This window comes from [Chlorobium] sp. 445 (assembly GCA_002763895.1).
Lineage (GTDB): Bacteria > Bacteroidota > Chlorobiia > Chlorobiales > Thermochlorobacteraceae > Thermochlorobacter.
Genome location: NSLH01000014.1, coordinates 58031 through 71927, shown reverse-complemented (window position 1 = coordinate 71927; position 13897 = coordinate 58031). Strand labels below are relative to the sequence as shown.

9 protein-coding genes and 4 pseudogenes are annotated in these 13897 nt (G+C 47.3%); 4 read left to right on the top strand and 9 right to left on the bottom strand.

From position 1 onward, the window contains the following. On the bottom strand, window positions 1-180 hold a 180-nt coding region (locus tag CMR00_07400; GenBank protein ID PIO48026.1), incomplete at its 3' end, for a hypothetical protein. A 345-nt stretch (window positions 181-525) separates the two neighbouring features. Between CMR00_07400 and CMR00_07395 the strand changes: the two genes are divergently transcribed. Then, the gene (locus CMR00_07395) at window positions 526-801 is read left to right on the top strand and encodes a hypothetical protein (protein ID PIO48025.1); all 276 of its coding nucleotides are present in this window, start codon (window positions 526-528) and stop codon (window positions 799-801) included. A gap of 11 nt (window positions 802-812) precedes the next feature. Here CMR00_07395 and CMR00_07390 read toward each other — a convergent pair whose 3' ends face one another. The 3 genes and pseudogenes from CMR00_07390 to CMR00_07380 form a co-directional block, all read right to left on the bottom strand. Continuing rightward, a complete protein-coding gene (locus CMR00_07390; protein PIO48024.1) occupies window positions 813-1661 on the bottom strand; it encodes an acyltransferase in 849 nt (282 codons plus the stop codon). A 74-nt stretch (window positions 1662-1735) separates the two neighbouring features. Continuing rightward, window positions 1736-4147 carry a hypothetical protein gene (locus tag CMR00_07385; GenBank protein ID PIO48023.1) on the bottom strand — a complete coding sequence of 804 codons (2412 nt, stop codon included), beginning with the start codon at window positions 4145-4147 and terminating at the stop codon, window positions 1736-1738. A 156-nt stretch (window positions 4148-4303) separates the two neighbouring features. Continuing rightward, window positions 4304-6116: pseudogene (locus CMR00_07380) on the bottom strand (multidrug ABC transporter ATP-binding protein). Between the two features lie 191 nt (window positions 6117-6307). Here CMR00_07380 and bchZ point away from each other — a divergent pair. Continuing rightward, window positions 6308-7716, top strand: a pseudogene (bchZ, locus tag CMR00_07375) (chlorophyllide a reductase subunit Z). Here the strand turns inward: bchZ and CMR00_07370 are convergent. Beyond that, window positions 7713-8137, bottom strand: a pseudogene (locus tag CMR00_07370) (nucleoside-diphosphate kinase). The pseudogenes bchZ and CMR00_07370 sit on opposite strands and share 4 nt — an antisense overlap. 139 nt (window positions 8138-8276) lie before the next feature. On the opposite strand from CMR00_07370, the pseudogene CMR00_07365 reads away from it, so the two are divergent. Beyond that, a pseudogene (locus CMR00_07365) lies at window positions 8277-8904 on the top strand (D-alanyl-D-alanine dipeptidase). A gap of 85 nt (window positions 8905-8989) precedes the next feature. Beyond that, window positions 8990-11287 (top strand): hypothetical protein, encoded by a 2298-nt coding sequence (locus CMR00_07360; GenBank protein ID PIO48022.1) that lies wholly within the window; start codon window positions 8990-8992, stop codon window positions 11285-11287. A 178-nt stretch (window positions 11288-11465) separates the two neighbouring features. Here CMR00_07360 and CMR00_07355 read toward each other — a convergent pair whose 3' ends face one another. The 4 genes from CMR00_07355 to CMR00_07340 form a co-directional block, all read right to left on the bottom strand. Next, window positions 11466-11966, bottom strand: a complete 501-nt coding sequence (locus CMR00_07355) for a hypothetical protein (GenBank protein PIO48021.1) — start codon at window positions 11964-11966, stop codon at window positions 11466-11468. A 244-nt stretch (window positions 11967-12210) separates the two neighbouring features. Further along, window positions 12211-12936 carry a sterol desaturase gene (locus CMR00_07350; GenBank protein PIO48020.1) on the bottom strand — a complete coding sequence of 242 codons (726 nt, stop codon included), beginning with the start codon at window positions 12934-12936 and terminating at the stop codon, window positions 12211-12213. Continuing rightward, a complete protein-coding gene (locus tag CMR00_07345; GenBank protein ID PIO48029.1) occupies window positions 12929-13660 on the bottom strand; it encodes an ATP-binding protein in 732 nt (243 codons plus the stop codon). Before CMR00_07345 ends, CMR00_07350 begins: the two co-directional genes overlap by 8 nt. Window positions 13661-13674: 14 nt before the next feature. Continuing rightward, window positions 13675-13887: a hypothetical protein gene (locus CMR00_07340; protein PIO48019.1), complete on the bottom strand. Its 213-nt coding sequence runs from the start codon at window positions 13885-13887 to the stop codon at window positions 13675-13677. Between the last annotated feature and the right edge of the window lie 10 nt (window positions 13888-13897).

The window sequence follows — 13897 nt, the reverse complement described above, 5'->3', positions numbered from 1 at the left end:
GGGTCGAACCAGTGAATTTTCGCGTTTAGCGATATCGCCATGAAATTTGCCTAAATCTTTTTCGCAGGCTTTGCGCATTTCGTCAAAGTCGCGCCTTGTGCGAAGCGGATTGGTTTGTGCGGTGCCGTTGTGAAGTGAAGTGCCGTTCAGGGTTTGTGAAGCAAGCGTTTCTGTCGTCATAGTTAGTTTAATTGAAATAATTTTGCTGAAATCAAAAGAGCGTTGACATCGCGGGCTGTGAAAGGAAATATAAACGATGCACGCAAAATTGCAGCAACTGTGAAACAGTGTAGTGAAATATGGCTTGTGAGAGAAATCAGCTTAAGCACGAGTGCAGCAAGCAGTCAAGGGAAATTTCGTGCAGCAAAGGGTGAATGCGAGCATTTCTAATTAGAGAGAGACTCTTTATTTTCTCTGCTGAACTTTGTTAATCCACTTGGCTTTTGAGATATGAGATACACTCTGGCTACGATTATTGTGCTAGCGTTACTTGCAGTTTTATGCACGGTGCAGCCGAACAAGGCAATGGAAAGTGCGTTGCCTGCTGCAAGTGATTCTACCTACCGTGCAGATTATTTTTACTTTCAAACTACAGGCACAATCAGGATACTCCTTAGCGAGGCGACTTGCAAAGCGGTGTTAGCTGCTGCACAAGCGGCGGGATACTCCGAAGATGAAATTGAGGTGACAATCTATGTAGTCGATAGAAAATCGCGTCTTGAGCGTCGACGTGCGCCGATGCAGCCTAATCCGGCATCGCGTCAGAGTCTGCACCGACCGACTGTCAAGAAGTTTGAGTAACAGTGGCTTAATCAAGCCTTGTTCAGAATGCGCTGTAATTCGGCGGCAATCAGTCGCACATCTTCATCGAGGAAATGTGAGGAACGCAGGCGTGCGCGCTTGACCGCATTAAGGTTAATCTCACAGTCTAATGTAGCTTCTGCAAATCGTGGCAGAGCAGCGACCTGTATGCCTTCTGGCGAAATAACTTCTGAGCCACCCCAGTACGACAAGCCATCTTCGTTGCCTACACGGCTGACAAAGACGACATAGACGGAAAAGAGTTCAGCATAGGTGCGGGTCAGACGTTGCCAAATACCTGCCACAGCAATCTCGCCTTTTGCAAAATCAATACGCAAAGGGCTATTAACCATAGAGACAATGACTTTTGCGCCTTGTAAGGCATGCAGCAGCGGCACACTCACGTGCCAGTTGTCCTCACAGATAGCAATACCCACTTTGCCTAGCCGACGTGATTCAAATGGTTCGATGCGTTGACCAGCGTGAAAGTAGCGCAGTTCTTCGAACATGCCGTAGGTTGGCAGGTAGATTTTGCGATGAACGGTTTTGCCTATACCGTCTTCAAAAAAGAAAGCGGAGTTATAGACAGCAAAATCATCAGAGAGTTCAATGCCACCGCAAAGAATGGAAATATGTTTGGAAAGTTCTCGCAGGGGTTGCAAGCGTGCATCGCTGATAGGCATAGCAAGGTCTTGTGCGGCGTCCTGAACCAGATAGCCAGTGAGTGAAAGTTCAGGAAAGGCAATGAATTCCACACCATCACGAATTGCTTGCTCGCATAAGGCAATATGCTTGTTGAGATTTTCTGCAAAGTTTGCAAGGGTGCAATCGTGCTGTGCAAGGCGAAGTTTGACGCTCATGTCAAGATGATGTCGGCAAAAATGCAATTAAACAACGAGTGCAAAGATACACGCTGGACTGCAATCTTGCGGCATCATTCTGATTCGGCAGACCTTTGGGGCAAGAACCGCTCTTGATTGTGCAGTGAGATAGGCAACTCGACAAAAAATGTAGCGCCTTTGCCTTTACCTGCAGATTCTGCCCAGATTTTCCCGCCGTGAAGTTCTACAAAATGCTTTGCAATTGAGAGACCTAATCCTGTGGAACTCTCGCCGCCAGTTGGTTTAGCCGAGAGGCGTTGGAATTTGAGGAAAAGACGCTTGAGGTCATCTTCGCTTAGTCCCTGTCCTTCATCTTTCACAGAGATGAGAACTGTAGGTTGAGATGTAAGTGCTGGTTTAGATGCCTGCTCGTGTCTGAAGTCTTCTGTAGTGTTAGCTGGACTTTTCTTACATGTGACTGTAATGGCTTTGCCAAATGGTGAATACTTGATAGCGTTGCTCACAAGGTTATCGAGAACCTGTCGAACTTTTATGGCATCGACTTCCGCTAAGATGTGCGGTTCTACAAGCAGATGTATGGTTTGCGCTTTAGCTTGAGCATTCGGCAGATTTTCATGCACGACCGACGTGATTAAATCAGAGATGTTGATAAAAGATTTTTCTAACTGTGTTTTACCAGCGTCTTGTGCTGCTACTTCCAGAAGATCGATGATGAGTTTATGCATGCGTTGCGAAGAGCGCATGATCATACTTGCCATTTCTTTGGCTTCTGCATTTTGAGTTTCTTCTTCTACAAGCAGTGAGGCAAAGCCCATCACGGTTTGCAGGGGATTTTTGAGGTCGTGTGCAGCAATAGCAAGAAATTCGTTTTTAAGTCTATTTGCTTCAGCAAGTTCATCACGTTGTCGTTCCACAATAATTTTTTGACGCTGCAACTCAAGATTCTGCTGTTCGATGAGGCACGTTTTTTCCTCTAAGGCTTTTGCAGCACGATGCTGCTGATGCATCACCACGCTGCCAGCTATAATGACGAGCAACGCCAAACTAATGCCACCGATAAAGAGCAAGCGCTGACGTTCGGCTTCAAGTTCTTTGACCTTGTTGGTTTTGGCTAAGAGCTCAATTTCGCGACTTTGTCTTTCCCGTTCGGCTTCTTGCTCTTTGATGCGCAAGGCTTGTTCTGTTTTTTCTTTTTCTAACTGCGCAATCTCGCTCAGGCGTTTTTCTTGAATGAGTTTGATAGTAACATCGCGCTGCTTGAGTTGCAAGGATTTAACCTGCTGCGATTTTTCCAAAAGCTCAATGGATTGTTCCTTTTCGCGGAGTGTCGCTTGTTGGAGTTCTTTATCGCGCTGCAAGAGTTCAATTTCTTTCTGACGCTGTTCAGCCTCATAATACTCTTTGAGTTCGGCAATGCGTTTAGCCGATTGCAAAGTGAAAATTGAGTCCTTGTAAGCGGTGTATTGTGTGTATGCTGCAAGTGCTTCCGAGGTGTTCTTCATGCGCATGTAAATCATATAGAGTTGATAGTAAGCCTCTTTGAGATCAGGCTTTGCATCAATGCTTTTTGCGGCATCAAGACTTTTGAGCGTGTAGGAGAGTGCGTCGGGCAGACGGTTTTGCAGACGGTAAATGCGTCCGATGTTAAGCAGTGTAGAAGGCAAGCCGTGCATATCGCCCATGTCGGTTTTGAGTTTAAGCACTGTGAAGTGATAGTCCAGTGCATCAATGTATTTGCCTTGTTGTTCATAAATATCGGCAATATGACTAAACGAGGCAGTAACGCCAGATTTATCGCCGAGATCGGCGCGCACTTTTAAGGCGCGAATGTGGTAATCAATCGCTTCAGCATATTTTTGCTGCGAAAGGTAAAGATTGCCAATGTGATCTTGTGTAACAGCAAGAGCCCACTTGTCGCCATACCGCTCCTTAATCTCTGCAGCATGCTGATAATACTGCAAGGCTTTATCATACTCTCCCTGTGATTGGTACATCTGTGCAATATTATCGTAAGCGTTAGCAATACCGCGCTGGTCGCCAGTGAATTCAAAAAGTCGAAGCGCCTGCAGATGATAGTCTAAAGCATCGGCGTATTTGCCTTCGGAGCGATAGAGCACCGCAATGTTAGCAAGCGTATTAGCAATACCACGCTGGTCGCCGAGTTCATGCTTAAGTGCAAGGGCTTTTTGATAGTGTGTAAAAGCTGTGCGATAGCGACCACGTACAAAAGCAATGGTGCCCAAATTGTCATAAGACTGTGCAATACCTGTTTTGTAGGAGATTTGTTCTGCCAAAGATAAAGCCGCTTGTGCAAGGCTATCTGCCAAGCGGTAATGTCCCTGCTGGCGATGTTTGGTTGCAAGAGCATTGAGCACTTGCACACGTGCACTATCTGTGGCACTGTACAAAAAACTAGAGTAAAGTTCAGTTTGCTGCTGTTGTGCAGAGAGACTGTGCTGCACAAAGAGCCACATCAGCGCGCATATAGAAACGGCTTTGCTCATACAACTTTGACTTTCTGGTGTTCAAATTACGATGCACACATCTGCACCATGTTGGTCATCAATGGCGCAAGTCTATAGAATTTCTAACTCCTGAGCTGTGATGCAAGTAACTTATGATGACACAAAGCAGGAAGGGAATGATGGAAGCGTCTGTACTTAACTTAGGTCGAACTGCAACTCGGAAAGATTGCGATATACGCCGTTTTCGAGCTCCATCAAATCTTGATGCGTCCCTTGTTCAATCACCTGCCCGTCTTTAACGACAATAATCTTGTCTGCTGTGCGCACGGTCGAGAGCCGATGTGCAATGATGAATGTTGTGCGTCCTAGCATCAAGGTTTGAAGCGCCTCTTGCACCAGTCGCTCCGATTCAGAGTCGAGCGAACTGGTGGCTTCATCTAAGATAAGAATTGCAGGATTTTTCAAAATAGCACGTGCAATTGCAATACGCTGACGCTGCCCACCTGAAAGTTTAATGCCGCGCTCGCCAACCAGCGTCTTGTAACCTTCTGGAAACGCCGAGATAAATTCGTGAGCATGTGCTTGCTTGGCAGCAGCAATAATCTCGGCTTCACTTGCCTGAGGATTGCCATAGGCGATATTCTCAGCAATAGTGCCGCCAAAGAGCATGACATCTTGCGGCACAATAGACATTTGATTGCGCAGCGCCGTCAAAGGATACTCGCGGCTATCACGTCCATCAATCAAAATGCGCCCAGCATCGGGCGTGTAGAAGCGTAAAATAAGACTAACAATTGTTGACTTACCTGCACCAGAAGGACCGACAAATGCAACACGCTCTCCAGACTTTGCCGAAAACGACACGCCTTTCAACACTTTCACTTCCTTGCGTGTGGGATAGCTAAACTCAACGTGCTCAAACTCTACTTCACCACGCAAACGGGGCAACTGCTGTGCGTAAGACATGGTGCGAGGTGAGAGATCAATCTCTTCCGAAGGTTCGCGCAAAATTTCGCGAATGCGTTCGGTGGCGCCAACGGTTCTCTGCACTTGGCTATAGAGTTCGGCAAAACTGCCCATGGCGGCACCGACAAAGGTTGTGTAAAGAATAAATGAAGTCAGCTCACCGACCGTCAGTTCGCCAGCTTGCACAAAAACGCGCCCCAACCCAGAGCACCAAAATAATTGCACTAAAAAGACCGAAGATAATCAGGGAAAAGAAAGCTCCACGAAAGCGCGCATTACGCAAGACTGTGGTAAGATAGACTTCAACCGCATGGCGATAGCGATTGATTTCATAGGCTTCGTTAGCAAACGCCTTGACATTCGTAATGCCTTGCAGCGTTTCTTCGACAACGGTGTTGCTATCGGCTAACTTATCTTGTGCTTGGCGTGAAAGTTGTCGAATCTTGCGCCCAAAATACACTGCCAGCGCAATTAGAACGGGCAGCGAGAGCAGCATCACCAGGGTTAATTTGACCGAGGTATAAAAGATAAGTACAAGTCCGCCAATAAGAATCGTGGCTTGGCGCAGCAATTGTGCCAGTGTGGAAGTCAAGGTCTCTTGCAGTTGTGTAAGGTCAGCAGAAAGACGGCTGGTGAGCTCACCGACGCGGCGCTGTGCAAAGAATGCCATTGGCAATGAGATAATTTTTGAGTAACTCTCACGCCGCAAATCATTTAGGCTGCGCTCGCCAACCTCAACAAACCACAGCGATTGAAAGTATCCGAACGCCGCTTGTGCACCAAGTGCAACGAAGAGTGTAATGGCAATGTGGTCAATATCACCGAAGAATCCTTCTTGTGTACCACCGAGTGCACCATCAATCAGTTGACCCGTTACATACGGAAAGACTAACCCAAGCAAACTTGAAAAAAGTAAGGCAACAAGTGCGACTACAAATTTCACGCGATAGGGCAGCACATAGCGAAACAGCGCTGCAGCTTCTTTGAGCGATTCTCTATTGAGCTTTGCAGGTGGAAGATCAGGACCAGAAGAACGCGACATCTTACTCAGAAAAAATTGTTTAAATCTTGACTGCCGTTCCAAGAGGTGGCAGAGGCTGTAATCATCTACACAAAATACACAAAGTTGACACAAGACTTAAACTTTTAGCTTCTATAGCGTGAAAATCACGCTCTGAGAGTTGTATTTTCCAACATGCATTTACATTAATTAGATTTCAGGAGTTTTGAAGTATGCCGAAAATCATTCGTGATGAATCCACAACCAGTGCATATTGGGCAGCTGTTAATACACTGGGGACACTGTCTGATGTGCACCTTATTGCCGATGCGCCAATAGGCTGCTACAATCTTGTAGGAGTTGCTGTCATAGATTACACCGATGCAATTCCCTATCTGCGCAATTTCACGCCGACCGATTTGACCGAGCAAGCCATTTCCAGCAGCGGCACAGCTAACATTACGCAACAGACCATTGAGAAATTGCTGGGCACAGGCAAAACGCTAATTGTGATGTCGACGGCTGAGAGTGAAATGATCGGTGCCGATCATACGCAGATGCTTGCAGCAAAATACCCCGACGTCAAGTTTTTCCATCCAATTCACTACTGGAAGATGAGTGGCAAGGACGCGACCGTGTCTTAGCTTGGTGTTTTGACGAGTACGACGATCGCAAACCAGCACGCGTGCAAAAAGGCACAGTGAGCATTATTGGTCCAACCTATGGCTGTTTCAACTCGCCATCGGACTTGGCGGAAGTCAAGCGCCTCATTCAAGGAGCAGGTGGCACTGTAAAAAAAGTCTTCCCAATGGAGTCGAAGCTGGCAGAGATTTCTGAACTCAAGCACAGCGATGTGATTGTGGTGATGTATGAAGAATTTGGTCGTTCGCTTGCAGAGCGCCTCGGTCGTCCAATTCTCTACGCACCGTTTGGGCTCTATGCAACCGAAGCCTTTGTGAGAGCGTTAGGCACCTTACTTGGCACATCCGAAACCGCTGAAGCCTTTATCAAGCGCGAAAAGCAAACCACACTGAAACTCATCTGGGATCTTTGGCGCGGACCGCAGTCAGAATGGTTCCCGACAGTAACGTTTGCTGTGTGTGCCGCACGCACTTATGCGAAGGGACTGCGAACATTGCTGGCTGATGAACTAGGCATGACGTGCTACTTTGCTGAAGAATCCGCAAAAGCAGATAACAGCGAGATTCGCCAGAGACTGCAGAGCAAGCCGCCGCAAATCATGTTCGGCAGAATTGTCGATAAAATGTATCTGGCGGAAGTAGGCGCAAAGACTTACTTCATGCAGTCAGCCTATCCGGGTCCCTTTGTCAGACGCGCGCTGGGCACACCTTACATGGGCTTTGCGGGCGCAACCTATCTTGTGCAAGAAATTGTCAATATCCTTTACGATGTGCTGTTTCAATTTCTACCATCGCACAAGCAGAACATTGAGTTTGTGCAGCCTGAAAAGAAATTCATTTGGACAAAAGAAGCAAGCGAGATGCTCGCCGAGATGACACGCCGTGCACCATTTATTTCGCAGATTTCATTTAGCCGTGAGTTGAAAACCAAAGCTGAACTTTATGCGCAAAAGAAAGGCTTAGACACAATTACGCCCGATGTGCTGGCTCAAGTCAGTTAAGCGTGTAAGCTCACAAGTTCTTGTGTTGAAAAGAAAAATGCTATCTCAATTTTAGCATTCTCTACAGAATCAGAGCCATGAATAGCATTTTCGCCAACATTAGTTGCGTAGAGTCTTCGGATGGTGCCTTCGGCGGCTTTAGCTGGGTCAGTGGCACCAATGAGTTCGCGGAAGGCGGCAACTGCATTTTCTTTCTGCAAAATCATGGGGACGCACACACCTGATGCCATAAACTCTACCAATCGTTGTAAAATCCACGCTCTTTATGCACAGCATAGAACTCTCCAGCAGTAGCTTTCGTAAGGCGTGTGTATTTCATTGCTATAACTTCGAAGCCAGCGCGCTCAATTTTGTCAATAATTGCGCCGACCACTTTTTTGCGGACGCTATCAGGCTTGATAATCGCTAAGGTGCGCTCCATGGTTTTGTTTGAACGATTGTGTTTGACAAGATGGTTAAACTAAATCTCTCTTTGCGTTTCTCTACACTGAAAGTTTTTTGAGAAAAATGCGGGCGAAAATAAAACAAATGTCTGAAACCTGAAACTGAAAAGCATTGTTATGCTCAAAACTCACTTAACGCTCGTGACAAGCCTATTTGTTATCTCGTACTCTGTCTCTGCTCTTGCACAAAATGTCAGGCACGATTTGGTTGATGTGCAGAAAATCAACCCGCGCATTTTGGTAGAGATGCGCTATGCTACAACGAATAACTTCATGAAAAAAGCTGTCTATACATCAGCGCGATGTCTCTTGCAGCGCAGTGTTGCTGAGCGGCTCTCGCGTGTGCAAGAGCGCCTAGAAAGACAAGGCTACGGGCTCAAAATCTATGATGCGTATCGACCACTCTCAGCGCAGTGGGAACTCTGGAAAGTTGTGCCGAATCCAACCTTCGTGGCTGACCCACGCAAAGGCTCCAAACACAACCGTGGCTCTGCCGTAGATGTAACACTGGTCGATAAAGACGGTAACGAATTAGAAATGCCAACCGAGTACGATGCTTTCGTCAAAGAAGCGCGCAGCGATTACATGAACTTGCCTGAACATCAACTGCGCAACCGCAAAATTTTTGCATGATGCCATGACCGCTGAAGGCTTTATTCCAAACCCGAGCGAATGGTGGCACTTTGATGACCCTGACTGGAAAAAATTTCCAATCCTTGATCTTGACTTCGATAAAATCCCATAACCTGCTGCTATGAACTATTTTGCGCTTGCCTGTGTCTTCTGGCTCATTACACTTCCGCTGTTTGCTCAGACTGAACCGGCACTGTATGGACGAATTACAGATAAAAAAGACAGGCGAAGCACTTGCAGGTGCAACAATCAAGGTCAAAGATGCAAATGGCAATGTTATTCGTGGTGCAAAATCCAACAGTGAGGGGCGATATCGAATCGCATTGCCGATGGGACGTTATGTGGTGGAAGTCAGTTACTTGGGCTACAAAACGCAGGTTGAGCAAGTAGCCATTGCACTGCCGCTCGAGAAAAATTTTGCACTGTCGGAAGGTGAAGTACGCACTGCAGAAATTGTAGTCGATGCAGGCGAAGACCTTGTGACCACGATTATGAAGCGTGCGATTCGTGAAAAGAAACGGCAGCGCGATTCGCTCTTTACCTACGAGCTTGAAGCCTACACCAAACGCCTCACACGCAGCGACACGAGCATTGCTGGTATCACAGAAACATTTGCTAAAGGCTACTGGCGCAGAGGTGATACGCTGCGTGAAGTGGTTGTGCAAGAGCGCATCACAGAGAATATCAAGGCGCAACTGCAAGCAGGTGTAACCATTGCGGCAGGTATTCGCGGGATTCTGGACTTTTCCGAAGAACGCATCTCAATTGTCGGCAATCGCTTCGTTAGTCCGCTGGCTAATGATGCATTTTCTTGCTACAGCTTTGAGCTTGTGGAGACAACGCAAAGTGACATCGGCGAGATATTCACAATCAAACTCAACGCCAAGAACAACTTCATTCCGCTTTTTGCAGGTACGATTAAAATTGCAGCAAATACTTATGCGCTCGTTGCGGCTGACCTTGTGCCGAATCGCTCAGGATTCAAATTACCCTATGTCAAAGACATCAAACTCTCCTACAAGCAAACGCAAGAATTGTATCACGATCGTGCAGGCAATGCATTTTGGTTGCCTGCTACACAATTTTTGGAAGGCAGCTTGAAGGTCTCAATTGCAAGCGGCTTTGTTGAACTGCCGCGCATTTCGTTTACGCAAACGACGGCGATTTACCGCTACATCATCAATGAGCCTGTGCCAGACACGGTGTTTGAAAAGCGGCTTGTCACGAAGGCGGCTGAAGCGGAAAAGTTTGATTCCACATTTTGGCAAGCCCGCGAGTTTGTAGCCCTAACTGACGAAGAAGTACGGGCCTATCAAACCCTCGATAGCTCAAAGACCTTGCAGTCGCAGTTTCAGCCCAGAGGGCTCGGTGCCCGTCTTGGCGCGGCATCGGCGCCTCCAAGCGGCTGGCTGGGACATCTTGCAAATTTGCCCGACATTCGCTTCAATCGTGTTGAAGGCTTCTTTGTGGGCGGCAAATTGCAACTCGATTCGCTGACAGCGCTCACCGCACTCAAAGGTTCGCTTGGCTACGGGACAGAGCGACAAGAGTGGCTCTGGACGCTGGGTGCAGAACAATGGTTTGATAAAGATCGCCGATGGAGTCTTGGGCTAGAACTCTACCGCACGACCGCCTTCACACCGGAGCACAACGGAATATTCCCACTTGCAAATGCGCTGCTTGGACTATTTGAACGACGCGATTATCACAATTATTTCAGCGCAGAAGGCTTCAAACTCTCAGCGCGCTATGCGCCGAATTCACGCTTTCGCTATATGCTAAGTTTTCTCAATGAAATGCAACGCACGATGCCTATTGTGCCCCCCGGGCATCGCTGGTTTAATTGGTTGGCATCGCAAACTTTCAGAGAGAATCCGCCCATTCAAGATGGCTTGATGCGCAGTCTGCTCTTTGAGTTCAACTACGGCACGCCATTTTCCGCTTTCTTTGGGCAACCTACACTGTTTGCGCAAATTGAGCACACATCGTCGGCCCTGGGCAGTGCATTTGATTTTACGCGGGTGTGGGTGATAGGCACGCTGCGCGTTCGCAGTTTCTTTACAGAACGATTTCTCTCGCCTTACTTTGCCTTTCAGCTCGAGGCAGGCACATTTTTCGGACCCAGATTGCCGCCACAGCGATATTTCTCCGTTGAAGCCCCAGTAGGTGGACTTGCATTTTCAAATGTGCTGATTGGGGTCGCAGAAAAAGAATATATTGGCACAAGTATAGCCTCACTTATTGTAGAGCATAATTTTCAATCTGTGCCGTTTGAGATTTTAGGGATAGAGTTTCTCGAGAAAGAGAATATTCAACTGATTGTGCGCAGTGGCATCGCCAGCATTTGGCAAGGCGAAGCGTCAAAGCTGTATGGCGAAGCGGGGTTAGGTATCGGTGGCATTTTGGGGCTCATTCGAGTCGATGGTGTCGTCGGGTTTTTGCAAAACCAAGCCCCACGATGGCGATGGGCAATGGGGTTAGGACTCCTGCTTTAACTTGGCAAAGCAGTAAGTGTGAAAATAAGGAAACCCTACTGCACAGCGGAGGCGCAAGACGCTGTACAGCAGGGTTTGCTTGGTTTCATAAAGCACACTCCTTTGTATCAGAGTGTTTCCACATGCAAAGAACAAAAGCACAAAGAACAGCAAAACTTACTGTGCTAACAGCACTGCATTACTGCACACGCACGCTGTGGTGCAGCACGGGCGAATTGTTATCTAACAAAAACGCTTCTACCACATACTCTCCGCGTGGCAGCAATTCGCCTGTGTGTGGCCGACGCAGCGGGAACTGAAAGACAATGGCTCGACTTTCACTTGGACGCAATTCAAAGTTCGTTAGAACTCGCGCACAGACCTCAGGAAGTTCTACCCAGATTCGTTCATTTGAACTTAGGCGCACACCTAACTGACAAGAAGTCCGAAAGTTGAAGCGCTGTGTTGCACTTGAACGATTCGTAACCGTAAAAGAACCACTAAGCGTATCGCCTGGCGATAACTCACTTCGGCGTAGAGTAAGCGAAAAATCTACGCCCCCCCTTGTGATGACTCCAGAATTGCTGACCGGCGTCTCAAAGCGCTCACATCCTGTCATGAAGGAAAAAAGTAGGAGCACGATAACCAGCACGGCCAGAAAAATGCTAAATCGCTGACCAGACGTGTTGAGATCTTGCATACTCACGCTAACCCACAAGTATTTTCGCGCGCTCTAACTTTTTTCTCTTGGAGAGATCGCAATACCAAACCAAAATTTTGCATTTGTACTTGCATTGCTCATCAGAGAGTTAGTCAAACATCGTGCCAATTTCATTGGACAGTGGACATGGCGTTTTTAGAGAATTTTGAGGCAAAATTGAAGTTGAAGGGAGTGTCTGACTGTCAGGAATCCTTGCTGTGAAGTGTCAGGAAAGGTTTTCCCATCACTTTTCGATGATGCCAAGTTGCAAGGTAGAGGGATTGTTGTGGCGCAGCAGCGTGCCGAAGAGCCTATCCCACAGCGAAAGTAGTGAGCCATAGTTCATATCGGCTTCCACTTTTTTGACTGAATGATGCACACGGTGCAAGTTTGGTGTGGGAATGAGGTAAGCCAGGGCGTTTTCCAAAGATGCTGGGAGTGCAACATTGCTATGGTGCAGCAAGATGACGGGAAACGAGAGCAGGTTGTAGAGCAAAATTTCTGTGGCACCCATGCCCAGCAGAGCAAGCACGGGCAGGCGAATCAGTTCTGATAGCAGGATTTCTAACGGGTGAAAGCGAAACCCTGTAGTTACATCCATGGCGGCATCGGCGTGGTGAAAGCGATGAAATTGCCAGAAAAACGAAAGTTGGTGATTGAGGCGGTGCCAAAGGTACATCCAGAAGTCATAGCAAAGGACAATCAAGGCTGAAGTTGGAATGTCTCCGATGCCTAAAGCCTTCAATCCTTGCCAGTAGGGGTAAATGTATCTGAGTGCAGTGAGTGAGCCAGCCATCAAAATGGAGCTAAGTGCAGTATTGAGAAGCGCAATAGCAAGGTTTGGGAGTGCGTGTTGCAGTCGCCCTTGACGGTTCTGAAAAAATGGCACAATACCTTCCAGAAGCCACAGGGCGCCACCAGAGAGTACGCTAACAATTAGCACAGTTTGACTTAACGCATTCTCAGACATAATTCTGTTCAGGTTCGGGTCTTATTGATGTTTCTACTGGAAGTAAGTCGCAGAACCAAAATCGGCTTTTTGTGCCGTTGTAAGTGTATTCGCGCAGGACAATCTCACCGACTGAAAACGAGATTGGAAACTTGAAGTAAGGTGCATCAAAACAAAAGGTGTGATACTCCCCATTTTCACCGCATGGGTCAATGCCTTTGGGTAAATCGTTCAAAAAATCTCTATCAATCAGGCGACCGAGAAAATCACGCCCGAGCACATCGGCATTAGCACAGATGATAATTGCCTTAAAGCCTAAATTGATAAATTCCTCAATGAGCTGCCTGGTATTTCTTTTCCATATAGGAAACACAACTTCAAAGCCAAGCGGTTCTAATTGTTGCTGACGATAGGCACGAAGATCTTCGAGAAAAATGTCGCCAAATGCGGCACAGTCAAAGCCACTCTGTTTCAGAGCTTCCACTTTTTGGCGCACAATAGCATCGTATTGGGCATTAGTTGGCTGTTCGGGCAGTTCGATTGTACCGCTGGGCAGACCAATCGATTGGAGTTGTGCCTCTAATAACGCGCGACGCAGCCCATGCAGGCTGACACGGTCATAACTCGAGTTAACCGAAGTGAGCAAATACTCTACGCTGAAGCGCTCATCTTTGAAGAGTTCATACAGCGCACGGGCAGAATCTTTCCCACTACTCCAGTTGAAGTAGGTTTTCTTACGACGCAGCATGCAAGCACCGGTTAGGAAAGCGGGTGGCAGTTTGACGATTGGGCTTGCTTTGGTGGGCACTTTACACTGCCATAGCTACAAAAGACGCAACAATCACCGGGCTTGGGTTTGAGAAGCACTTTGCAGTTTTCGCACACGTAAAAATACAAGCATGCTGCTTCAGGCATAGCTTCCTGTGTTTGGTAGCCACAATTTGGGCAGGTAAGTGTAGAGTAAAGCATCATGTTAGGTTTA